Here is a 24,374-nt window from a genome sequence, read left to right on the forward strand (position 1 = left end):
CCTTGACCGAGAAAAAGAAAATAAACAAACCCTCTGCCCAAGACCTTGAGAACGAAGTCAAAGGAATGCAGGAACGCGGCATTACGAATGCTGAGGTTCTTCAAGCTATGGCAGTTATTGCTGATAAACAAGGTGACACGACCTTAGCCAGGAAACTCGCCAATACAGCCGAAGAGTTAGTCAAAGAAAGCCAAGTTTAAGTCAAAACCATATCCTAAGTAGGTAGGGACAATAAACGTTAACGGCGGAGATCGTCATTTGTCCTTTGTCATTTGTCCTTTGTAAGGCTTTGAGGATTGTTTACATAATTTAGAAAAGTAAGACGATACACAACCGATGCTACCGGACTTGATATGACCAGTAAACCGAATTTTCCTGGCATGAACCCCTACCTGGAACGACCAGACATTTGGCCCGAAATCCATTACGGGTTAATTAGTGGGCTAATGAGGACACTCAACCCAATACTTAACCCCAAGTATCGGGCGGCTGTCGATAAGCGGGTTTATCTGGATTCTGTTTTAGTCGGTATTCCTGATACAACGGTGATTCAGCAAACGCCTAATCGCACGACAACCTCTACCTCAGCCGCCGTTTTGAGCCAGCCTGAGCGCGTGGCGATACCTATGCTTGAAGAAGTCACCGAACGCTTTTTGGAAATTCGCGAAGTGACCACTGGCAAGGTTATTACGGTTATTGAAGTGCTATCACCCAAGAATAAACGATCCGGGGAAGGGCGATCGCAGTACCTAAAAAAGCGTCAAACTATACTCAATAGCCAAACTCATTTGGTCGAAATTGATCTGCTCAGAAGCGGTGAATCCATGCCTGTGCAAGGTGGATGTAAAGCAGACTACCAAATCTTGGTCAGTCGAGCCAATGAAAGACCCGCTGCAGAACGCTATCCCTTTGATTGGCGGGAGCCAATTCCTGTGTTTTTATTACCCCTGAGCGCCGCAGACGTTGAACCTGCGATCGATTTGGCTACCTTACTTGAACAAGCCTATCAGGAAGCCGCCCTTGACTTGGTGATTGACTATTCGATGCCGCCAGAACCCGTCTTGAGTGAAGATGATATGGCTTGGCTAAATACCTTACGTTAAGTCGTCAGACACCATTAAAGTTGAGCATAAAGACAAGGTAACAGGAAACGGAAAATAGTCAAAAATTGACATTTTTTAATGTTTCTTAGTACAACGAACATCATTGTTCCCCACTTCAATCCCAGAAATAGTAGATCGCATCAATTCAGTGCCGAGGCAATCCGCCTTGGCATTTTTCTGCAACATTATATAACATAAAATACCTATTTATTGGAATTTTATCGTTCATCTTTGGTTCATCAGATTTTGGAACTAAAGATGAGCCAAAAAAACGATAATTATCTTGCCCGTCTGGAACAAATCCGGTGGGGTAAGTATCCCCAATGCCCCTATTGCCAATCAACTCATTCTCGACGCTTAAAAAAAGAACACCGATATCAATGTAACGAATGCTTTACTTCATATAGCGTTACAGTTGGGACTCTATTTCACAAAACTCATGTTGACTTAGACAAATGGGTTTTGGCAATTTATCTGGTTCTCAATCCTCTGGAACGCATCAGTGTGCGTCAGTTAGCGAAGAAGATTGGAGTCAATAAAAATACCGCCTCCTATATGATTACCCGGATTCGTCGGGCAATGACTCAAGAGATGGAGTTGCTACAGCGACTTGTTGACATAGAGTTTGAGTAAATTACAAGTCCAGTGACATTAACCCCCTAAATTAAAGCCATTTGAGTTCCCTCCCCTTGAGAAGGGGAGGGTTAGGGTGGGGTCTGTTTAAAGGTATTGGAGATTTGTCAACTTAATCGGTTAACTCTTTTTGGGAATGTCTAAGGAAGAAAGGTATTTAGACAGCGATTCTCCCAATTGTTCTTCGAGTGTCTTTTTTTTCTCTGGTTTTTTAGCCGTAAATCCACCAAAGAACCAAACCCAAAACGAAGCATAGAGAAATACTAGCAAAAATGGTGACAGCATAATCGTTAACGGTAGAGAACCCTAATCAAACTAATCCCAAAGATAGGTAAGACGGAGAGTACCATCTTGAACTGCCTCTGCGACTACTGACGGTTAGGAAACTTTCCTTACATCCAAGTGTAGGACTGTGTGTCGAAAAAGTCTCGACCGCTAACTGGGACACTCTGAGGAATATCGTAGAGACGCGCCATGGCGCGTCTCTACAGGGTTTTGGGTGGATTTCAATCCAATTCTATCCGTTATATGGCATGACTAGAGAGCAAGGTTCTCCCGATAATATTGTGTGCATTTTTTTGGATATGATGGCTAACAATTTGCTGGATTTTATGATGCAAATGTTTTTCGGTATCTTTAAGGCTTGCCAAAAATGTCAGTAATCGTTGTTTATCTAATAGCGGTAAGTCCCTGAGCAATTCTTCAGCTTCCTCTACTATTCGCTCTTGTGCCTCTGGCATCAAATTGATCCAGTTGGAATATAATAGGTTGCGTTCGACGATAGTCAGCTTCCATTGATATTCGGGCATGATGCTTGTCCCACTTAATCATTTGCTATCTGTCGATCATCCTAAATGAAAGACTATGAAGGAATGGTAAAGACGGCTCTTTCGGTTGTAAAAAGATTGTAAATCTAGCCATTTATTCTTGACCGATGCCCTAGCGCAGCGCCCTTGGAAATACTTGAGCAGCTTTGTAGATACGATGAAGCAGGGGGAGCAGAGGGAGCAGAGGGAGCTGGGGGAGATGTCAGCTGTTCAGTTATTTCTGCCAGGATGCACTAGGAACTAGCGCTAGTTCCTAATCAATGAACAACAAAACCCGCCCTATTCAGAAATAACCTTTCAACAAAATCCACCTTTGGTCAAAAGCGGGGATGCTGGGTAGGATAAGTTACCCTTTTTAAGGAGCGCATCAATTTCGATTACTGGATTGTTCGAGTGAGCCAGTAATGCCGTTTCTGACGTTATCCCCCGATGCTTCAGCTATGCTCAACTGCACGATTTTTAACGATAAATCATAACATTAGCTACGCAAAATTATTTGTTTCCTTTTTCACGGGCAATGGGTTGGCAAAGCTCACGGTTACTCTGTTTAACATCGGGATTATGATTGAGATAATCTTGCAGCCAATTGCAACTTTTTGCTAACAGTTCCTCCAAATCTAAATTCCAAACAATTGCCGTATTATCTTCAGTGCCGACAGCTAATGCCTGACCATCCTGACTCCAATTTACACTCGTGACGCGCCCCTCCTCAGCTTCCCAGGTTTTCACTAAAGTGTCATCTAGTCGCCAGATTTGTACCCGATTATCCCAGCTTGTTGTTGCCAGAATATTTCCTCTAGGACTAAACTCAACCCGTGCCACACTATCGGTAGACCCTTTCAGGGTTGTTTGCAGTTCACCCTGGCGATTCCAGAGTTTTACAGTATTGTCATAACTGGCTGACGCTAATAACTGAGAGTCGGCGGAAAAGCTGACATCTAAAACCCAATTACTATGACCCTTGAGAGTTTTCAATAATTGTCCATTTGCCGTCCATAGCTTTACCGTTTGGTCATCACTAGCAGACGCCAATACCTGACCATCGGGACTAAAAGTTACCCCATTGACGCGGGATTGATGTCCTTTTAAGGTTTTCATCAAAACTCCATCTCGTGTCCAAAGTTTAATCGTTTTATCTCGACTGGCGGAGACAAGGGTTTGCGAATCAGGACTAAAACTGACATCTAATACCCAATCCTGATGACCGTTCAATACCTTAATCAACTCTCCCTCTCGATTCCACAGCCGAATCGTACCATCTCGACTGGCTGAGGCAAGGCGTTCCCCGTCAGGACTAAAGCTAACACTATAAATTCGCTCGGTATGTCCGGTTAAGGTGTGCAAGAGTTGACCCAAACGATCCCAAAGTTTGACAGTTTTATCGTTACTCGCTGTGGCAATCCGTTCTCCATTGGGAGAAAAGGTAACATCTCGCACATCATCATCATGTCCGCGTAAAATGAGCTGAGACTGTTGGCGCAGTTCCCAAAGTTTGATGGTTTTATCATAACTGGCAGAGGCGAGGATGACGGGAGTTGCTAATGGGGCTGCGGTTTCTTTTGCCTGTTGAGTGGGACTAAAACTGACAGCGGTTACTCTATCGCTGTGTCCTTTAAAGGTTTTCAGTAGTTTACCATCACGATTCCACAGTCTTACCGTATTATCGGCACTTGCTGCTGCAATTAACTGACTGTCAGCACTGAAGGTTACATTCAATACCCAACGTTCTGGTTGGGAAAGGGTTTTAATGAGTTGACCCTGAGTATCCCACAGTTTCACGGTGCGATCATCGCTGGCTGAGGCAATGAATTGACCATCGGGACTAAATGCCACACTGTTAACCTTACCCTGATGTCCGGTGAGCGTTTTCCATAATTGACCGTCTTTTGTCCACAATTTGATGGTTTGATCGCTTCCGGCTGACGCTAGCATCTCACCATTGGGACTAAAGCTAACCCACTGCGCTGCTTTTTTATGGGCTGAAAGGGTATGAATTAACTCGCCATCCACTCGCCACAGGCGCACCGTACCATCCGCACCTGTGGAGGCTAGGTGTTCACCGTCGGGACTAAAGCTAACGCTATAAACATAACCGTCATGCCCTGTCAACATACGGACAAGGGTACCATCCCGACGCCACAGCTTAACGGTACCATCCCAACTACTGGATGCAATGAGCTGACTATCTGGACTAAAGGAAACACTGGTAATGCTATCTTGATGCCCTTGCAGAGTCGTGACCAATGTACCATCAGGACGCCACAATTTTACCGTGCGATCGCGGCTGGCTGAGGCAATCAGTTCTCCATCAGGGGAAAAGCTGACATCCCAGACGATATCACTATGTCCTTCTAACCGATTTCGCTCAGTTACTGAGTCTACGGCTTGGGAAAGGGCAGCAATCACTTGCAGGTGGGTATCGGGTTTAACCCCGACAGCAACCTGCTTAAGCTGTCTCGCGCCTCTGAGCGCTTCCAGCAGCGCATCAAATTCTTTTCCAGAAGCAAATAGGGCTTCTGAGGAGGCACTAATCGCCGCTAGTTGAGCATTAAACGTTAAAGTCGCGGCGCGTCGGCGTTGCACCTCAGCCCGCCATCCTAACCCCCCAGCCGTTACCGCCAGCACTGCCATTGCTGTACCGACTGCGATCGCCCGGAGTCGCTGTTTGCGAACTCGTAAGAGTTCCATCTGACTGTGTTTGAGCCGCGTCACCAGTGTCTGCTTGCGGCGTTTTTTGTAATGGTGACGGATGGGGGCGACTAAGTAATCGTGAACCAGTTGATATCGATCCTCGGGTTCGTCAGGTAGGCGAAATAACAACCCTGAGCCAACTAAAATCTCCAGAATTAGGGAAAGTGAGGATAGCGATTTGATAACGGATGGTGTATGTCCCATATCTAAGTCTTTTGTCCCCGATTCCAACTCAGTTTGAGTTTTCAAGGGACGAGTCCCTCGGTCATCTGTCAGTGAAAATAAGACTTGCCAAACTGTCTCTTGATTCTCAGAACCACAATCAGCAATAGCATTCAACAGCCAGCGTTCGACTAAAGTGGCTTTTGGATTTGTGCCTAAGGCTTGGTATTGCGCCAGAGTGGTAATTTTCTCCGTTTGCAGTTGCATCCCCACTACCTGTAATTCAATCAGTCGCACGCTTTCGGTGGGTGAGGCTAAATCCTGAACTAGGGCATCAATTAGGGCGTCGTCTAACTTAAACTGAGACCCTGAAGCCAGAGTGGAGATGACATTTTTTGCTTCCCGTGGGGACAAATCCCCCAAGTGGTAGCGAAGTTGTCGATCCAGAATATTATTGTTAATCGCACTCAAATTCGTGTAGCGTTCGCATTCAAGCAGGTAATGCAGGTAATCTTCCCGCAGGGATAAAATCACTTTGACAAAGGGAAGATTTAGGCAATGTTCCAAAAATTCATAGAACTGGCGTCGCTGTTCTAATTCCGTACAGACGAAAAAAAATTCTTCAAACTGATCGAAAATTAGCACGATCAGGATATTGCCATCAGCCGCCTGCTGTAATTGATTGACACAGGTTGCCAGTTGGCTCAGGGGTTGGGGATCTAACGCCGTATCCGATGAAGGATTAGGGGTACAGCCTAAGGCATCGTTGAGTTGTCGAGAAAACTCTCCTCGCCAATCGCTGTAGACTTTCTGCACCACGGGGATTACCTCTCTGGCGCTAATCGTGCGACTCGCTAAGGCAGGGACTAATCCGGCGTGAATTAAAGAACTTTTACCCACCCCAGAGGAACCATGAATTACCGTTAATTTGTGATCATTGCGGCTGAGACGTTCCAAAAGTCGATTTACATCTGGCAATCGCCCAGCCGCCGCTATTTCCAGGGGCGATAATTGGTGATCTTGTCGCCCAGAGAGTAAGGGTGCTGCACCCAGAAAGGTAAAAAAGCCATACTGTTGTTCGAGAGAGCGCTGTTTTTGCTTGAGTTCAAAGGCTCGTAGGTAGTCCTGGTGATCGAAGTAGAGCGATCGCAGTTCTTGGAGAATGTCTAGATAAAGCTGGGGAGACTGATGGGGAGCGTTTGGGAGTAACCCCTCTACCGTTAACGCCGCCTCTAAATCCGCGATCGCTGCTGCTGATTCCCCCAGTTGACGTTGGGCTTTGGCACGGATCAGTAAGTACCATCCCTGATGCTGAGGCTGACATAATTGGGACTGATCCAAAATATCTAACGCTGTTTGCGCGAAGACTTTGGCATCCTCCCAGTGGGATTCTTCTAATGCCACTGCCGCCAAAAAACCATAAGCTTGGGGTAATTGAGCCGCATTGTCTTGGGTTTGAGACTGCGCCAACGACTGAAGTGCCAGCGCTTGTAAATCTGCCCAATTTTGCAGGTTTTGCAAGACTTCACCCAGTTGAATGGTTAAATGGGCAACCCAATCCAAACGTCCCGCCGTCGTAAAGGCGTCAATCCCTGCTTGCCAAAATTCTCTAGCTTTCTCCCAACTTCTATATTTATGACTTGGGTGTAATTGAGCTTGACGACAATAACACCAACCCAGATGACACTGCAAGATGCCAATCCGTTCTAATAATTGCTGATCAGTGCCATCGGAGACAGCACAGGAAATCTGTTGCCAAACATCTAGACTCCGTTGATACTGTTCCAGAGCCACCTCAATCAAGTCATGTTTAAAGGCATCTCTGGCTAAAATAAACTGCCATGTCGCATAGTGAGTAGGTTCTAGATTCACACCACGCCCCTGCAAATCCCGTAATGCGGATTCGAGTTCTTGACGACGCTGACATCCCGGCGACAGCTTGAGCGCTTCATTGGACAAAAATTCACCGACACTTTTCTCTAAAAGCGTGGTAAACAGTTCATCAGTTGTGTGTTGCCATAAGTCCAATAACTCGGCGGTTGCCAGTTCAAATTTAATCGACGTTGCCGCCCAACTCTTAAAATCAGGAGCAAATCGGGCTAATTTGTGGAGTAATTCATCAGTGACCCATAAAACGATAGGAAAGCTAAAACTTTTCGGAAATTCGTCGCGTACCTGATTGGTGGAGATTAAGACTGGATCAATTGCGGTCACAGATTCCAGACCAAATACGAGCAAGCCAGATAAGTCCTCTTTCGCGATCGCGTCTAGGATAACGGTATATAAGGTTTGACTGGATTCTTGAAGCACTAACTGTTTCAAGGGAATTCCTGTCAGCCCTTGGAGTTGCTGCCACATCGGTTGTTTGCAGCACTCATAGTTGCAGCGGACTAAAATCAGGGCAAATTGTCCTTCCGATAGGGTGATTGCCCGAGCGAGGGTAGATAGTGAACGCTCATTGGCTAAGACTATTTCTTCGGCTCTCTCTCTCTCTTTCTCCTTCATTCCTATCAAAATGTGACTACTCCTAGGTGGCTATCGTCGAGTAAGCTGGTGTTAATAAGGGACTTTAAATACAAAGGCTAAAAAACAGAAAACCAACCAATAAGACCTCTATTGGCTTCGGCGGATGGATCTGCTATTTTAATGACAGATCTTTTATTAAAGCGTATCTTTGATAAGATAAAAGCTATTTATTGAGAAATTTAACCCACTTCTAAAATCACAACTTAGACGCAGACAATTTAACAAGTTTCAATAGAATTAAACAGTGAGATCAACTGATAAAAATCGTGACAAAATTTTATAGTAAATGTGACTTGGATCACTGATGTGTTATTCGTCATTTGTCAGGCAATAGGTAACACCTCGACTTACCTCGACTTCGCTCGGTAACACGCTCGGTGTGGAATATGCAGTAGGGTAATGGGCTATAGAAATTTTGTCTCCCATCTTCCCCAGCTCCCCCCGCTCCCAGACGTGCCATGGCACGTCTCTACATTGCTCCCCCCGCTCCCCCAGCTTCCCCAGCTCCCCATCAAGCACTCACATCAGCAACCGATTTAAACCGAGCAGTCTCGGCTAAAGCTGGGTTTACTCCAAACCAACGACCCAAGTCATCGCGGTATTCATAGACAAACATACTGCGTAACAGAGTTTGATATTCTTTTTCCCCGCGAATGGACTGCTGCTGAACCACCTGAAAGAGTAACTGCCATTCTGCATCCTCAACCGCTAACGCCAGATCGTCCCGGTATCCCTTAATTACACTCTCTAAGCATTCGCGAGAAAAGGGTGGATCTTCTTGTTGCAGGCAGTTATACAGCAGTCCCAACAAGTTACGAATGTGACCCCCACTAATCCGACAGATGCGATCTAGGGTTTCGGGACTGTCAAAAACCTCTGGGATTAAATTTAAGCGCTCTTGGGGAGGAACCTGGGGAAACGCACGGGCTAAAACCAGTTGTCGGAGTAATGCCATTCCTTGCGGAAACTCCCGCCCATCTCGATACCAGATCGGCACCATGGGTAACACTTTAGGAGCCACACCCCCGCCCAAGCGATTCTTTAGGGTTTCGTACTCGTTCGAGAACATCAGCGCTAAGGGGATGGTATAAACCAGATGACAGCGTAAGCGTCGCAATTGAGAGCCGCGATCGATAAACAAGTACTCAGGCTGCGATCGCCCCGCATGAACGGGTCGGGGATCAACGCGATCCAAGTTGTCTATAATCACGACTAACCCTTGTTTACCTCGTTGTTTAAGCTTTTTAATCGCCGGTTCAATGATTTCAGTATTAATCGCCTGCAAAATCCCTTGAGTACGAGGCTCTAGGTGTTGTCTGAGCTGTTCGCGCAGTTGAGGACTATCTTTGGTTTTGGCAGTGACTTTGGCAATACCGACGGACAGTTCAGCCGCTACATCCACATCGATAGGCGTCTGTAAAAAATCATTAATCTCGTTGAAGAGTTTGTTAAAGTACCGGGGTTGGAGACGAATCCCGATCGCTTCCAGATTTTCACTCACTGACCGAGCGATGCTGAGTAAAATATCGCTAATATCAACATCTGCCATATCCAAGTCTTGAGACGACTCAAAATAGACAACGTGAAATTGTTCCGCCTCTAACTGAGCCTTCAAGCGAAACAATTCTGTAGACTTACCACAGCCAATATGTCCCGTAAAAAGCTGACAGGTAGGTTCATCCGGCGAAAGTCGTGCGATCGTGCGTCCTAAGGCTTCGATAATTTTGCCGCCCCGCACAGACGAAAAATTAATATAGTACTGACGATCCTCTGGATTGCCCATCACTAGAGTTCTAGCTGGGTTACAAGCTTTGAAAAAAGTAGGTAGATGCAGTTTCATAAAGCAAGACTCTTGAGTCACCTGATTCAAGTAGAGCGTAAATCATTGACCGAACCCTTATACGTAGGGGTAATACCCCCTTTAGTGTAGAGGAGGGGGTGATGGGGTGATGGGGTGATGGGGGAGATGGGGGAGATGGGGAAGATGGGGGAGCAAATGACGAATGACGAATGACGAATGACGAATGACGAATGACGAATGACAAATGACGAACCAATGGTTAAATGGGAAAAGTAGGTTAAGTTGACCAACAAACAAGCAAATTCAATAGGCTGACGTTATTTCATCCGGATTCTTTACTCTCCCGGCAAGGAAAAATAGGATGGTGGCATTGATATATTTTGAACCTCTAGCGGTAGTAGATGGCAAATATTGCATCAGTTTCCCAAGCCCAAATCAGTAATCGGCGACAACAGCTAAGACGCGCACGCCGAGTTAAATTTTTTCAGGCGCTGTGGCGATCGCTTATGGTAGGCGGTATGGCTAGCGGTTTGATTTGGGCGATTACCTTACCCGATTGGGTAATTCGCCAACCGGAACAAATTGACATTGAGGGCAATCAATTTCTCTCAACTCAGGCGATTCGGTCGCTGCTCCCCTTATCCTATCCTCAATCACTCTGGCGAGTGGAACCCCAGGCGATCGCAGAGTCTCTCGAAGATGCTGCACCCATTGCTGAAGCCACAGTAACTCGTCAACTTATGCCTCCGGGGTTGATCATTCAAGTGCAAGAACGCCAACCTGTGGCGATCGCTCAGGGGCAAACTCAGACAACCTCAGAACCAGGCTTTTTGGATGAACGAGGCGTCTGGATGCCCCAGAGTAGCTATCGTTCTCTCAAAGCCAATGTTGAGTTACCCACGCTGCAAGTGCGGGGTCAGAATGAACACTATCGTCCATACTGGTCGCAAGTGTATCCGGTTGTCCATCACTCTCCCGTCAAAATCCTGGAGATTGATTGGCGCAACCCAGCCAATTTAATCTTGAAAACCGAATTAGGAAATGTGCATCTAGGATCGGATAGTTCCAAATTGGCGGAACAACTGGCAGTTTTGGATCGCATGAGACAATTACCCACTCAGCTTCAACCTAGTCAAATCGCCTATATTGATCTCAAAAACCCAGACCGTCCGGTGATTCAGATGAATGCGGCAAGTGAAACCCCTAAACCGGATCATGACTAACCATGGCGGTAATAGTGGTATAAAAGAAAATTCAGCTATGCCCATTGGGGCAACTCTTGAGGAGAGTACCCTTCAAGAGTATTTACAACAAACCGGGGTGTTCGTTGGTTTTTCAATCGACTTACCCTATAGTTGACTCAGATTGTTACATATAACTGATAAAGTTGATTATCAACCCTGACCTATTCCAATGACGCTTAATAGTAAACTAGGGCTTGTCCATCAAAGCTCTCCGATAACGCTGAATACCGATCTTTCAGTTGGAGCGGAGAATACCCATCCCTTCAGCAACTCTGGGTTGCAGTTTAGTCAACCCCATGATTATGATTCCAAAGGGATTCCCAGGGAAGACGCGAGGAGCGACAACATTTTGCCAGGTAATGTTGCCAGAATTAAAGTGGTTGGTGTTGGTGGTGGCGGTGGTAATGCCGTCAACCGGATGATTGCCAGTGAAGTGGCTGGGATCGAGTTTTGGTCAATTAATACCGATTCTCAAGCCCTTTCTCAAAACTCCGCCGCCAAACGCTTGCAGGTGGGTCAGAAGTTGACACGAGGACTCGGTGCGGGGGGAAATCCCGCCATTGGTCAAAAAGCCGCAGAAGAATCTCGTGATGAAATTGCCCAAGCCCTAGCCGAGTCCGATTTGGTTTTCATTACAGCCGGGATGGGTGGCGGTACAGGAACGGGTGCAGCACCAATTGTGGCAGAAATCGCCAAAGAAATGGGCGCGTTAACGGTGGGCGTAGTCACTCGCCCGTTTACCTTTGAAGGACGCCGCCGCACGTCTCAAGCGGAGGAAGGGATTGCGGCGCTGCAAAGTCGCGTCGATACTCTAATCGTGATTCCCAATAATAAGCTGTTGTCGGTGATTTCTGAACAAACACCCGTTCAAGATGCGTTTAGAGTTGCCGATGATATCCTGCGTCAAGGTGTACAAGGGATTTCAGATATTATCACCGTTCCAGGGTTAGTGAATGTCGATTTTGCTGATGTTCGAGCTGTTATGGCAGATGCGGGTTCAGCGTTAATGGGAATTGGTGTAGGTTCCGGTAAATCCCGCGCTAGAGAAGCGGCGGTGGCAGCGATTTCCTCGCCGCTGCTGGAGTCGTCGGTGGAAGGCGCTAGAGGGGTAGTTTTTAATATTACAGGTGGTAGTGATCTGACGCTACACGAAGTTAATGCGGCGGCGGAAACAATTTACGAGGTGGTTGATCCTAACGCTAATATTATTTTTGGTGCTGTGATTGATGACAGGCTGCAAGGTGAAATTAGAATTACGGTGATTGCCACGGGATTTAGTGGTGAAGTGCCACCTCCCCCACCTGTCAATGAAGTTCCCCGTTATACGCGACCAGTCACACCGAGACCTAATCCGCCAAACCCTGCACCAGAACCGAAAAGCCGACCGGGACTAGATATTCCCGAATTTTTGCAACGGCGTCGTTTTCCCAGAAGCTAGTACGAGAAGGTAGGGAAGCAGGGGAAGCAATGTAGAGACGTGCCATGGCGCGTCTGGAAGCTGGGGGAGTTAACTTAAAACGCTTACTGTTAACTGTTAATTGTTAACTGACAAAACTGATGCAAGTACCAGTAGCGCTGACAATAGCCGGATCAGATAGCGGCGGTGGGGCGGGAATTCAGGCAGATTTGAAAACCTATGCCTTTCACCGGGTTCATGGTGCGAGTGTCCTGACTTGTGTCACCGCCCAGAATACTCAAGGGGTCAACCGCGTTGATGCTTTGCCAGTCGCCGCCGTTGTTGCTCAAATTGAGGCGGTGGTGTGCGATATGGGGACTCAGGCAACCAAAACGGGCATGTTACTCAACGCCGAGATTATTAATGCTGTAGTGTCTCAGGTTAAGAGTTTCCAGCTTGAACCTCTTGTTGTTGATCCGGTGATGGTATCGCGCACAGGAGACCAACTGATTGATGATCAGGCGGTAACGTCTTTGCGAGAAGGTTTGATTCCTCTGGCAACGATAGTGACACCCAATCGTTATGAAGCTCAATTACTCAGTGGTTTAGAGATTCATACCCTTGATGATATGCGATCGGCTGCCCAACGCATTTATCAACTGGGAGCAAACGCTGTCTTAGTTAAAGGCGGTGCGATGAGGGGTGATCTGTGTGGGGTCGATGTCTGGTTTGATGGGTCTCAGTTCTACACCCTGAAAACAACGTTGATTGAAACCAAGAATAATCACGGCACAGGTTGTACACTCAGTAGTGCGATCGCGGCGAATTTGGCGATGGGCAAAAATCCACTCACCGCCGTGCAAAGGGCAAAGGAGTATGTGACAACAGCCCTGCAACACGCTCTCGACATTGGTCAAGGATATGGACCTGTCGGGCATTTTTTCCCATTATTGCCCGCTTGATGACCGGAAATGGCAAAAAGATGGGGTTAATGTTAAATAGCATTGAACTCTTCTCGAAAGAGGCGAATAGTGTAAGATAGGCGTCGTATAATTGCCACAGTAATGGAGCTAGGAGATCAGCGGCAGGATGGTTACAACTCTACCTAGATCGTTCACTACCCCACCTATGCTCATCCCATAAACAAGGTATCCAGCCGCGAATTAAATGAATTCTAATCCCCCAATTAATCCTTCTATGCAAAATCCGCCAACCGACCGTTATAGCCCGTCAACCGCTGCCAATACTTATTGCCCGTCAGTGCCAATCTCTGTATACCGGGAACTAGCGGCTGAGTTACAAGCAGCCCAAGCGATGTTGGATTCCCTCAATGGTCAAAATAAGCAGTTGGTCAAACAAAACCAAAAACTGCGCCAAGAAGTGGAAAAAGTGCTGCAATCGAGCCAACATCTCCAGCAGGTAGTGGATTCATTGACACCCGTCACCGGGGTGGAAATGCCTCGACGCCAATCGATTCCCTCAGCATCCCATCCCACCCCGTCAATCCCTAAATCACCTAAATCCGCTCCCTCTAGGGTAGGGGTTGAGGTTCCCCCTCCTCATCCCCAGTTAGACCCCCTTTCCTCGCCTTACAGAGAAAGTTTCGTCATTGAACAGGGAGACTCTCGTTCCCGGCGTACATCCGCCTCTGAGGGTCACAGAGAGGTCAATGGTTGGTTTTTAGTCTTAGCCATCGTGTTGATTGTACTCAGTGCCTTTGGTGCAGGTTTTCTGATTGTACGACCCTTATTAAATAACAATCGTTAATTGTCCAATGGCGAATGACGTAGCTTGCTTCTTGTCAAGAGCGAGTACGACAAAGGACAAATGACAAATGACAAATGACAAATGACAAATGACGAATTAAAGATTCGTAGAAATTGCCTGAACTGGACAAGTGGGGATACACTGCTCACAGACAATACACCGCGATCGCGTAAAGTTGAGTCGAAAGTCATCGGGGTTCAGGGTTAAGGCTTCTGTGGGACACACACCCGTACACAATCCACAATCGACACAACTGGTTTCGTCAATCAAGATTTCTCGGTCAATCAGGGATACATTGATATCGTGCGATCGCATCCACTCAATGGCAGCATCAAGCTGATCGATATCTCCTGAGAGTTCCACCACGAGTTTGCCAATTTGATTGGGGGCAACTTGAGCGCGGATAATATTGGCGGCGACATTGAAATCCTTTGCCAGTCGGTAGGTTACTGGCATTTGGACTGTGCGTTTTGGAAAGGTGAGGGTTAGCCGTTTTTTCATGGTCTTGTTAGCCTATGGACAGCATCGTTTTGATGAAACTTGACAAGTTGTAACTTAAATTGCGTTAAACATGACCGCGAATTCCCCAGACTCCGGCTCTCCATCTCCCCAGACACCTAAAGCAAGTCTCAGCTCTCGGCTGAGAAATTTTATAATTGCCCTAGTCGCCATCATTCTTGGCGTTGCCCTATTCTTAGGATTACAAACACAGACGGGTTCGGCTTCTCTCGATGCCCAAGCTGAGGAATCTACCCCCCTAGAAGTTGCCATGAGTAATGGCAAGCCAACCTTAATGGAGTTCTATGCTAACTGGTGTACTACTTGTCAAGCCATGGCGCAAGACTTGGGGGAATTGAAACAACAGTACACCGACTCGGTTAATTTTGTGATGCTGAATGTGGATAACAGCAAGTGGTTACCCGAAATTCTCAACTACCGAGTCGATGGTATCCCCCATTTTGTGTTTTTAGACGCCCAAGGCGAAGCCATTGCCCAAACGATTGGGGAACAACCTCGCCCAGTTTTAGAGGCGAACTTAGAAGCCTTGGTCGCTGACCTACCTTTACCCTATACTCAAGGTGATGGACAAGTCTCTACATTTAAAGCGCCTGTGTCATCGTCAAAGGCGTCTCCAGATGATCCTCGGAGTCATGGCAGTCAGGTTAATTAGTCAGCACCGTTTAACGTGAACAGTTAGGAGCATCATTTGTCCTTTGCCTTATGTCTTATGTAGGAGTTTGAGGAAAACCCTTGCCAAAAAAAAATCTACCAATAGTAAAGTTTTCGTTACAGAGTTTTGGAGGCAGAGGCTTCACTCTATTATCTTGGAGATGGGAGAGCTATTAGGCTACTAGGAGGATAAAAATGGCAGATCAACACTCCCCAGCCAATTACACCAGCGCAGACTTAGAGAAGGCGGCACTCAGCCGATTTCGTTCTCTTATATCGTTTCTACCTAAAAATTGTAAATTATTTCGAGAACTCTGGAACCGTTCTACAGTATTATGCTTAGACTTTGAAAATTGCCCTAACTTTCTTGATCAGGTTATGGGTCAATCTTTTTTACTACTACTCGTCGCCCATTACTTAGGATTAGCAGACTCTGTACTTTTCCGAAGAGGTAAAAAGGTAATGGGATGGATGACTATGATGACCTAGCACATTCATTCAATAAGCCCAGTTAGGCGGTCACGCTGTTGATTAGCAAATCAAGCGTTATGTCAAGATTGGGCAAATTATAACCCTTACACAGGATAAATGACAAAGGATCTAGCTTGCTTCTTGTCGGGAGCGAGTATGACGATTCCAGCTTGAACTTTAATTGTGTCCACTGACTTGGGTAATTGCAGAATCTGTAACGATTGCTACTGTGCTGCCTATGAGTTTAATGAACCATAGACTTGATTTATTCCTTCCGTAGTTTTATGACGCTGATACTTTGGTCAATAACTTTACTGATTGCCTTAATAGCCTTCTACCTCAGCATTAAAGTTACTGAAGAAATAGAACGAGTGGCGGCTGTACTCACTGCCTTAATCTGCTTAATATTTTGCTTGTTTTTTGCTCCGTTGCCGATAAAAATAACAATTCTACTCCTTCTCCTCGTTAGTCTCAACTACACAGTTAATTTAATTAGTCGATATATTTCATCTGACTCTGATTAACACAACTCAATCCGGGTTAACTACTCCCTGCTGGAATAGGGAGAAGCTCCAAGGCTACAAGGCAGGGGGGTAGAGGGTAGAGGTTAAAAGGGTAATGCTTTCTCCCTCTAAAAATCCAAAATTTTCCTGACATTATTACCTGGTACTGTTAATGATAATATTGACATGACGTAAATTGGCTGAAACGTTGAGGAGAAATCATGAATAAGAAGAATCTGCTTCGCAATATTCTCATCGGTACGGGTGTGGCTGCGGTTGGTGGTATTGGAACGAAAATGGCGGTTGATTATTTACGCAACCGAGACCAAGAAGAAGTGGTTGATGAAAGTCAAGAAGAAGCAGAACCTGCATCTGAAGAAGAAGTTGCTTATGCGACAGTTGCCACAGATTCGGTACAAAGTTTCCTTGATGCTAGCTTTGGTGATGAAGGTCGTTATACGCCCACTCGTCCGCCTAAGGTTTTCGAGTATCAGGGACAACAATATATGGTGATTTGGGCTTACGACAATCAGAAAGATAAAAATCAAATGTTGGCATTTGCTTACACCGATGAAGGGCGGAAAATGATTGCTAGTGTGGGGTATACAGCCGACACAACAGATTATAATGTGAACCTGGAAGATACCCCCTTCTGTGTTGATGTAAATGGAGAACAAGTTACATCAGGACAAGGTGAAACCTCTGGCGCAGAAGAGGTGGACTTTGTTTTAGCTTAAGCTGAATTGAATTGGGTTTAATATTACCCGTTGTGGTAGGATGAGGTGGTTTAAACAACCACCTTATTTTAATTTATTTGTCGTTATCCTAAAAATCGAATGACCAGTGATTTGCAACCCACCCTAAACGTACAAGCTGCTATTGAACAGCGCCGTGCGGCGCGTTCTTTTCGCCCGGATACGATTCCGGAGGCTATTTTAACAGAAATATTTCGCTTAGGCGTGCGATCGCCCTCCGGTTACAACCTGCAACCCTGGCGATTTGTAGTGGTGCGGGAAGCGGCGAATCGGGAAAAACTCAAAACCTGTGCCTTTAATCAGCGTCAGGTGGGAGAAGCTCCGGTAATATTAATTTGTTGTGGCGATCGGCGCATCAACCAAAAGGAGTATATTGAATCCGTGATTCAATTGGGACAAGAAGCTGGTGCAATGAATGACGCCTATGCTGATACACTGCGATCGGCGGTTCCTCAGTTATTTGAAAATAAACCCTGTTTTGACTCCATAGAAGCCTGGACAAATCGCCATACGATGTTAGCCGTGGCGCATTTAATGATTGTGGCAAAAAGTTTTGGCGTCGATACCTGTCCCATGGAAGGATTTACCACTGCACAAGTAAAGGAAGCGTTTAATATTCCAGCAGATGTGGATGTTTGCTGTTTGTTGGCGATGGGATATGCGGCTGAACCATTTAAAGAATACGGCGGACGCTTTGATGTTGAGCAGGTTTTTTATCAAGAAAGTTTTGGTGAATCATAAGTAGTTATCTCTGTCCGGTTAACTAAGTTTCCAGAGGCAGAGGGGGAAAGATAAGATAGTAACAATGGATATAACAATTCAGTCTCAATCCCTCCCGATTCAAGGAGCGACCATTCATTATCGAGAAGCGGGCAATCCGACAGCGCCTTCAGTGCTATTTTTGCATGGCGCAAGTTTTAGTTCCCAGACGTGGCAAGACATTGGCAGTTTAAAATTATTGGCGGAAAACGGATATCGGGCTGTAGCAATTGATTTGCCCGGTTATGGTCAATCTCAGGAAATATCTGGTTCTCCTGAAGCATTTTTACGGGAATTCATTGTGCAATTAAACTTGCCAAAGCCCATTCTTGTTTCTCCTTCCATGAGTGGCAACTATAGCTTGCCATTTCTTGGCAAGCATCCAGACATGTTAAAAGGATTTGTTGCTGTTGCGCCTGTGGGGATTTCTCGATTGAGTTCTCAATTACAAAGAATAGAACTCCCTATCCTAGCAATTTGGGGAAGTAATGATAATATTGTACCCGTGGCACAAGCCGATAAATTACTGCAAGCCATTCCCACTGGTAAAAAAGTTATTTTAGCTGAGGCAGGTCATGCTTGTTATATGAATAAAACCGATGAATTCCATCATCATTTGCTTGAGTTTATTCAAGCTAATAATTAATGATTCATCGTTAATTAATCTCTGGAAATCCATGCCTATTTTGAATAAATTACTCGAAATCGAAACGGAGTCAGGAATTACTATCTGTAATGTGACGCCTCACATTGAGAAGCTTTTAGCACAAACCTCTATTCACAATGGGCAAGTGCTTATCTTTTCCCGCCACACAACCACAGCCTTAGCGATTAATGAAAATGAACAACGATTGTTAGAGGATATTAAGGTTTATCTGAGAAAATTAGCGCCAGACTCTGACCGCTATTTACATAATGATTTACACCTAAGAGATGTGCCAGACAATGAGCCGATGAATGCTCATTCGCATCTTATGGCAATGACACTGAGTACCAGTGAGGTAATTCCGATTGTTGATGGCAAGTTAGCACTGGGAACCTGGCAATCGGTCTTATTTTTTGATTTAGATGGTCCGCGAAAACGGACGCTATTTGTGCAAATTACTGGGGAGAGGAGATGAGAGTGTCTTTCACCCTCATCGAGTTGTCTTAACCGATTCCTCGTACTTTATGGGTCACATTCGGGTATTATTGGTGTTTACGCCAATATCTGGTATCAGTAACCTAGCTAAATCCCCAAAAAATTTGTAGGACTACGATACAAATTTCTCAGGCAATACGTTTAGACTCACTGGGAGCAAATTGGCGGAGTTCCATCACTATTTTCTTTAACAACAAGGAGAACAACAATGACCCGTGCGTTGCAATTCATCTTCGGGTTAGCCTTTGCTATATGCTTGGGAATAGCACCCCGCGATCGCGGTAGAACGTCCCTTCGATTTGACGGGAACAGGCACATTATAGGTAATGACTGATGATAAGCTGTTCGGCATTTAAACCTTAATATCAATAATGGCTAAATCCTTGTAGTGCGTTAAGCGAAGCCATGCCGCAGGCTTTGCATCTTGCTCGCTACTAATACCCAATTTAAATGCATGACAGCTTAACGGACAGTTGACCAGTGGTGAGCTTAATGCTTCGGGTACAGCGACCTACTTAGGAAAATGGACTCAAACTGGAAACTTGACGTAAGGAAATGATATTGTAGAGACGTTGCCTGCAATGTCTCTACTCTCAGAGGGAAAGCTTATGCTGACTGAACTACAAACGCGCAAACTGACTAAATTTTTCAGTATGCACGATGCCAAGTTTGATGGCGCTTTAGCTTATCAAGATTTTGAAAATATTATAAAAAAGTTAGCCGCATTAAGACACTGGGGTTCACGCTCTCCTAGGTATCAAATTTTACTGAATAACTGTAATCGCAACTGGGAAGAATTGAAACGAGATGCAGATATAACCCACAATAAAAAAGTTAGCTTAGAAGAATGGTTATCCTATTATTCTATTATTTTAAATGATGAAGAGAAATACCTGCACAACATCCATTTCTTTATGGAATTAGTTTTTGAGGTGTTTGACAAAGATGAAGATGGAAAAATTAGCCAAGTAGAGTGGGCAGGGATTTTAAGTGTTTACAATGTATCGCCTGTTTATGCTCCACGAGTATTTCCTAAATTAGATACCAATCAGGATGGTTTTTTAAGCAAAGAGGAAGTCCTGCAACTCATTCGTGAGTTTTTCTACAGCGACAATCCAGACATTCCAGCTAACGAGATGTTTGGACCTTATTGATGTAGAGGTGTGGGGGAACCGGGGAGCAAATGTTTATTACTGATAAGTAGTTGTTTCAGCCGTTAAATCTGCCCTAAACGTTATGACGACAAGCTATAATTTAAACCTAAAAACACAGACGTAGCCTGCTACGTCTGTACTTATTGTTCTATTTTGCCTATACTTAGACAGCGCCGGGTCCTCGACCACGCTCATCTTTTTCCATCGTCAACTCGCCTTGGCGTTCTTCATCGAGTTGTTGCAGTTCTTGGCGGCGTTTAGCCGTCTCTTGTTCTTCTTTTTGGCGCAAGTCACCCGGTTCGTTGACATACATTTCGGGTTCAACGGCAAAGTTATTCACTAAGCCTTCATTATCTACGGTATAACCCTCAGTAGTGTTGATACTATCAGGATTCGTTTGGTTCTCTTCCGTAACCTTCGTCTTATAGTTATCTCCTTCCCGTTCATGACGGGCGGCTGTTTCCGCCGGAACAATCTTTCTGTCGTAGGTTTCGGATTTAATTTGCTCTTTTGTCTTGGCTTGGCGATCTGAAGGATTTGTCTGATTCATATTCATATATAAGTCCTCGAAAATCATCAATATGTATGTATTTCACTTTCCAAGTTACATAAGGATGAACTGACGTGCATCCCTCTGGCGAATTAAATTAAACTCACCTTAGAGGCGTTCAGCACAAATGCATCCCTCTATGGACTTAAACTTTAAAGAGAGATGAGAGAGATGGGGGTGTAGAAACGTGCCATGGCACGTCTGGGGGATGGGAGTGGGTTGAGTAACATCAGGGTAAATGACCAATCAGCAGAAACGTGGGGCAATTGGTGATAAAAGTTACAATAGTCCAGAGAGTCGGTCAAAAATAAGGGTTGACGTATCGGACAAGATGTGTGTAAGTAAAAACAACACTTTATTTGCTCTGCCATCCCCGTTTTGACTTATTACTTATTACTTATTACTTGATCGTAGTTATGTCATCATCTCGAAAGCCGCCTTATATGAGAGACTTTGCTCAGTTTGAGCAACATGTGGCAACGATTTTTCAGAACGAGGGGTGGACTGTTACCACTCCCGACCCCAAGCCGCCAGAGTATGATTTAGTGGTTAGCAAAGAGGGTCAAACTGGTGCGGTTCATCTGAAATGGTTGATCAGTAATGTTCAAAAACCCCAAATACTCCGATTTCTAGGCTTTTTAGAATCGAAAGCGGGTCAAGACTTTAACTGTGGTTTTTTTATCACCACTAAAGGCTATGGTGCGCCCGCCAATGCTTTAATTCGCTCTTGGGGGTCAGACGCTAAAATCCAATGTGGAATTGCAGCAGACACCCAAATTCTCTGGGTGAATGAGGATGAATTACCGCCGCCAGAACCGCCGAAACCGGGTAAAATTTATGTTGGCGTTTTTACCTGCAAAGGTGGCGTCGGCAAAACCACCGTATCTGCTCATTTAGCGGGTGCATTTGCCCTAGAGGGATTTAATGTGGCGCTTGTCGATTTAGACCCGGAACAAAACCTACAAAAGCTATTAGGCGATGGGGTGGATGTTCCCCGACCTAGAGGTGTTGGTGCGAGTACCTACATCGCCGTCTATGACTGGCGTGAGTGGCACGAAGATGCGGCACGGGATTGTAAAATGGTCGTTTGTGATTGTTCCCCTGCCTTAGAACGTAACCCGAAAGAGCTGGTGAGTCAATTTGACTATTGTATTATTCCCACCACCTTAAATCCCTTGGGACTGAACAAACATGGTCAAGTGATTAAAGATACGGTAAGAGGCATCCGAGAACTCAATCACAACGCTCACTTATTTGTACTGGTTAATAATTTTAAATATCCCGGCTCTAAACGGCGATTGCGGTTGCTCAGAGATACGTTTTTGAATACGTATAATGAGGTCAAAGCCATCGATCATAAGTTCCACTGCATTGATCCCAAATACGCTTGTATTCGCTCTAGTGATCAACTGTATTATTGGGGAATTCATTTACTGGAAAATCCTGACGAAGCTCGCAGTGAGTTAGCGTTTAAACTGGTGGGCGGAATTTGTTATCCCCGCGATGATTTTATTAACCTCGCCGATTATATTGAACGGGAAGCAGGGTTAGGGATTCTCCGGAATTAAGAGCAGGGGTAGCAGGGGGAGCAGGGGTAGCAGGGGGAGCAGGGGGAGCAGGGGGAGCAGGGGGAGCAGGGGGAGCAGGGGGAGCAGGGGGAGCAGGGGGAGCAGGGGAAGATGAGGGAGATGGGGAAGATGAGGGAGATGGGGAAGAGAATTTACAAAGGACATAAGACGAATGACGAATGACGAATGACGAATGACATAAGACATTTGCTGTCAACGCAAAGAAAGACTACAGAGAGTAGCCGAGCGATCGCATAACCTGGTAAATCTGTACTCAACCCTATTTGGGGTTTAGCTGTAAATTTATAAGATTGCGATGACGACTAACGCTAAATACGTCCTAGCCCTTGACCTCGGTACCACGGGGAACCGAGCCATTCTATTTGACAAGCAAGGTGCGATCGCGGGACAAGTTTATCAGGAATTCACCCAACACTACCCCCAACCGGGTTGGTTGGAACATGATCCCCAAGAAATTTGGCGGGATACTCGCGACTGTATGCAGCAAGTCTTAAAGGATAAGGGGGTTTCGGCGTCGGAAATTGCGGCGGTTGGTTTAACCGTACAGCGCGAAACTTGTTTACTCTGGGATAAGACAACAGGGGAACCGTTGCATAATGCGATCGTTTGGCAGGATCGACGCACCGCCGCCCGATGTCGGGAGTTAAGCCAACAAGGGCATGATGCGGATATTCAAGAACGCACTGGATTAGTCCTGGATGCCTATTTCTCAGCCACGAAGTTAGAATGGCTGCTGAATTGGGTGCGCCAGGAAAAACCGGATACCAACTTCGATAATGTTTTAGCTGGCACTATTGATACCTGGATTCTCTGGAATCTCACCGGGGGCAAAGTCCACGTTACCGATCACAGTAATGCCAGCCGCACTATGCTGATGAATCTCGCCAATCAAGATTGGGATCACAGCCTCTTGGATTTATTTGGCATTCCGGCTCAGATTTTGCCCCAAATTCAACCCAGTATGGGACTGTTTGGTAAAACTGAATCCAGTTTGCTAGGGGAAGAAATTCCGATTATGGCGATTTTCGGTGACCAACAAGCGGCGCTGTTTGCCCACGGTTGCGATCGCCCGGGTATGCTCAAATGTACTTATGGTACAGGTTGCTTCTTAATTTCCTATACGGGCAAAGAACTGACGCGATCGGGCAATCGACTCCTTTCCACCGTCGCCTGGACAAATGCCGCAAATGGTAGTGGCACTGATGTGGCTTTTGCCCTAGAAGGGGCGATGTTCACCACTGGGGCTTGTATTCAGTGGCTGCGAGATGGTTTACAACTGATTAATTCGGCTGCCGAAACTGAACCCCTAGCCAGTCAAGTCGAAGATACCAATGGCATCTATTTTGTTCCGGCTCTCAGTGGTTTAGGTGCCCCTCACTGGGATATGAGTGCCAGAGGTGCATTCCTGGGTATTACAGGCGGTGTCAAGCGGGAACATATGGTACGGGCGGTATTGGAATCGATCGCCTATCAAGTCAGAGAAGTCGTTGATGCCATGAACAAAGATGGCGACACCCCTATCGAACTGCTGAAAGTAGACGGTGGTGCGTCTCAGAATGACTTCTTAATGCAGTTTCAAGCCGATGTCCTCAACATTCCCGTGGAACGCCCCGCCGTTCTCGATGCAACAGCGCAAGGTGCGGCATTTGGTGCAGGGTTAACCGTTGGGTTCTGGGATGATTACCATAAGCTCGTTACCCAAACCGCCATCGAACGTACATTCGAGCCAGGAGAGGGGGCAAAACCTGCCCAGGATAATTTTATCGGTTGGCAGAAAGCCGTTGAACGCGCCAAGAATTGGGTAGAGTGATATCCTCAATTTGATTCACCCTCAGCTTCCCCGCCCTCGCCCCAGGCGGGGAAGTTTATCTGTAAGTACAAATCATCGAACTTAATTATAAATATAACTAATGCTGATTAATCAGGGGTTTAATCCGTCAATAGCTCTAATCAAAAATCCGGTAAACCCTTGCCAATAGCGTCATTGACTGGCATAATTATGCCGCCTATATCTGGACACTAACGGCTTGATGTACATATAAGAATAACTGATTTAATATTCAATTAACACTTTCATTCCTAATCCTGTTTAAACTTTTTAACTTTTTTTCGTAGTATCAGAAGTGAGGCAG

General features: G+C 45.7%; 25 protein-coding genes. 18 read left to right on the forward strand and 7 right to left on the reverse strand.

What is annotated here, in order from left to right; genetic code table 11:
- The first annotated feature begins 2 nt into the window (after positions 1-2).
- From RID53_RS07380 to RID53_RS07390, 3 genes are all read left to right on the forward strand, one after another.
- On the forward strand, positions 3-200 hold the full coding sequence (locus RID53_RS07380; RefSeq protein ID WP_446387499.1) for a hypothetical protein: 198 nt from the start codon (positions 3-5) through the stop codon (positions 198-200).
- A 153-nt stretch (positions 201-353) separates the two neighbouring features.
- Positions 354-1,103 (forward strand): DUF4058 family protein, encoded by a 750-nt coding sequence (locus RID53_RS07385; RefSeq protein WP_446387500.1) that lies wholly within the window; start codon positions 354-356, stop codon positions 1,101-1,103.
- A gap of 258 nt (positions 1,104-1,361) precedes the next feature.
- On the forward strand, positions 1,362-1,736 hold the full coding sequence (locus tag RID53_RS07390) for a transposase (RefSeq protein ID WP_446387501.1): 375 nt from the start codon (positions 1,362-1,364) through the stop codon (positions 1,734-1,736).
- Positions 1,737-1,856: 120 nt separating this feature from the next.
- Here the strand turns inward: RID53_RS07390 and RID53_RS07395 are convergent, their stop codons facing one another.
- From RID53_RS07395 to RID53_RS07415, 5 genes are all read right to left on the reverse strand, one after another.
- The gene (locus tag RID53_RS07395; protein ID WP_446387502.1) at positions 1,857-2,021 is read right to left on the reverse strand and encodes a hypothetical protein; all 165 of its coding nucleotides are present in this window, start codon (positions 2,019-2,021) and stop codon (positions 1,857-1,859) included.
- 239 nt (positions 2,022-2,260) lie between these two features.
- Entirely contained in the window at positions 2,261-2,545 is a 285-nt protein-coding gene (locus RID53_RS07400) for a hypothetical protein (protein WP_446387503.1), read from the reverse strand.
- Between the two features lie 510 nt (positions 2,546-3,055).
- Positions 3,056-7,921 (reverse strand): WD40 domain-containing protein, encoded by a 4,866-nt coding sequence (locus tag RID53_RS07405; RefSeq protein ID WP_446387504.1) that lies wholly within the window; start codon positions 7,919-7,921, stop codon positions 3,056-3,058.
- 337 nt (positions 7,922-8,258) lie between these two features.
- On the reverse strand, positions 8,259-8,402 hold the full coding sequence (locus tag RID53_RS07410; protein ID WP_446387505.1) for a hypothetical protein: 144 nt from the start codon (positions 8,400-8,402) through the stop codon (positions 8,259-8,261).
- 51 nt (positions 8,403-8,453) lie between these two features.
- A complete protein-coding gene (locus tag RID53_RS07415; RefSeq protein WP_446387506.1) occupies positions 8,454-9,782 on the reverse strand; it encodes a P-loop NTPase fold protein in 1,329 nt (442 codons plus the stop codon).
- Between the two features lie 362 nt (positions 9,783-10,144).
- Between RID53_RS07415 and RID53_RS07420 the strand changes: the two genes are divergently transcribed.
- From RID53_RS07420 to RID53_RS07440, 5 genes are all read left to right on the forward strand, one after another.
- Entirely contained in the window at positions 10,145-10,966 is an 822-nt protein-coding gene (locus RID53_RS07420) for a cell division protein FtsQ/DivIB (protein WP_446387507.1), read from the forward strand.
- Positions 10,959-11,102, forward strand: a complete 144-nt coding sequence (locus RID53_RS07425; RefSeq protein ID WP_446387508.1) for a hypothetical protein — start codon at positions 10,959-10,961, stop codon at positions 11,100-11,102. Before RID53_RS07420 ends, RID53_RS07425 begins: the two co-directional genes overlap by 8 nt.
- Positions 11,103-11,156: 54 nt before the next feature.
- Entirely contained in the window at positions 11,157-12,425 is a 1,269-nt protein-coding gene (gene ftsZ / locus RID53_RS07430) for a cell division protein FtsZ (protein ID WP_446387509.1), read from the forward strand.
- A 119-nt stretch (positions 12,426-12,544) separates the two neighbouring features.
- Positions 12,545-13,345 (forward strand): bifunctional hydroxymethylpyrimidine kinase/phosphomethylpyrimidine kinase, encoded by an 801-nt coding sequence (gene thiD, locus RID53_RS07435; protein ID WP_446387510.1) that lies wholly within the window; start codon positions 12,545-12,547, stop codon positions 13,343-13,345.
- Between the two features lie 205 nt (positions 13,346-13,550).
- Positions 13,551-14,150 (forward strand): hypothetical protein, encoded by a 600-nt coding sequence (locus RID53_RS07440; RefSeq protein ID WP_446387511.1) that lies wholly within the window; start codon positions 13,551-13,553, stop codon positions 14,148-14,150.
- Positions 14,151-14,246: 96 nt separating this feature from the next.
- Here RID53_RS07440 and RID53_RS07445 read toward each other — a convergent pair whose 3' ends face one another.
- Entirely contained in the window at positions 14,247-14,651 is a 405-nt protein-coding gene (locus RID53_RS07445) for an NIL domain-containing protein (RefSeq protein ID WP_006106245.1), read from the reverse strand.
- Between the two features lie 70 nt (positions 14,652-14,721).
- On the opposite strand from RID53_RS07445, the gene RID53_RS07450 reads away from it, so the two are divergent.
- The 8 genes from RID53_RS07450 (at position 14,722) to RID53_RS07485 (ending at position 20,103) form a co-directional block, all read left to right on the forward strand.
- Entirely contained in the window at positions 14,722-15,321 is a 600-nt protein-coding gene (locus RID53_RS07450) for a thioredoxin family protein (protein ID WP_446381290.1), read from the forward strand.
- 194 nt (positions 15,322-15,515) lie between these two features.
- Positions 15,516-15,809, forward strand: a complete 294-nt coding sequence (locus RID53_RS07455; protein WP_446387512.1) for a hypothetical protein — start codon at positions 15,516-15,518, stop codon at positions 15,807-15,809.
- A gap of 266 nt (positions 15,810-16,075) precedes the next feature.
- Complete coding sequence (locus RID53_RS07460) at positions 16,076-16,315, forward strand: hypothetical protein (protein ID WP_446387513.1); 240 nt, start codon at positions 16,076-16,078, stop codon at positions 16,313-16,315.
- A gap of 200 nt (positions 16,316-16,515) precedes the next feature.
- Positions 16,516-17,031: a hypothetical protein gene (locus RID53_RS07465; RefSeq protein WP_446387514.1), complete on the forward strand. Its 516-nt coding sequence runs from the start codon at positions 16,516-16,518 to the stop codon at positions 17,029-17,031.
- 99 nt (positions 17,032-17,130) lie between these two features.
- A complete protein-coding gene (locus RID53_RS07470; RefSeq protein ID WP_446387515.1) occupies positions 17,131-17,790 on the forward strand; it encodes a nitroreductase family protein in 660 nt (219 codons plus the stop codon).
- Positions 17,791-17,854: 64 nt separating this feature from the next.
- A complete protein-coding gene (locus tag RID53_RS07475; protein ID WP_446387516.1) occupies positions 17,855-18,454 on the forward strand; it encodes an alpha/beta fold hydrolase in 600 nt (199 codons plus the stop codon).
- A gap of 31 nt (positions 18,455-18,485) precedes the next feature.
- Entirely contained in the window at positions 18,486-18,929 is a 444-nt protein-coding gene (locus tag RID53_RS07480; RefSeq protein WP_446387517.1) for a secondary thiamine-phosphate synthase enzyme YjbQ, read from the forward strand.
- A 628-nt stretch (positions 18,930-19,557) separates the two neighbouring features.
- Positions 19,558-20,103 carry an EF-hand domain-containing protein gene (locus tag RID53_RS07485; protein ID WP_446387518.1) on the forward strand — a complete coding sequence of 182 codons (546 nt, stop codon included), beginning with the start codon at positions 19,558-19,560 and terminating at the stop codon, positions 20,101-20,103.
- A gap of 163 nt (positions 20,104-20,266) precedes the next feature.
- Here RID53_RS07485 and RID53_RS07490 read toward each other — a convergent pair whose 3' ends face one another.
- Positions 20,267-20,653, reverse strand: a complete 387-nt coding sequence (locus RID53_RS07490) for a hypothetical protein (RefSeq protein WP_446387572.1) — start codon at positions 20,651-20,653, stop codon at positions 20,267-20,269.
- 416 nt (positions 20,654-21,069) lie between these two features.
- Between RID53_RS07490 and RID53_RS07495 the strand changes: the two genes are divergently transcribed.
- Both RID53_RS07495 and glpK read left to right on the forward strand, forming a co-directional pair.
- Positions 21,070-22,221: a nucleotide-binding protein gene (locus tag RID53_RS07495; RefSeq protein WP_446387519.1), complete on the forward strand. Its 1,152-nt coding sequence runs from the start codon at positions 21,070-21,072 to the stop codon at positions 22,219-22,221.
- 316 nt (positions 22,222-22,537) lie between these two features.
- Positions 22,538-24,052: a glycerol kinase GlpK gene (gene glpK / locus RID53_RS07500; RefSeq protein WP_446387520.1), complete on the forward strand. Its 1,515-nt coding sequence runs from the start codon at positions 22,538-22,540 to the stop codon at positions 24,050-24,052.
- Positions 24,053-24,374 lie beyond the last annotated feature (322 nt).

The sequence above is a fragment of the Coleofasciculus sp. B1-GNL1-01 genome (assembly GCF_040220235.1).
GTDB lineage: Bacteria > Cyanobacteriota > Cyanobacteriia > Cyanobacteriales > Coleofasciculaceae > Coleofasciculus.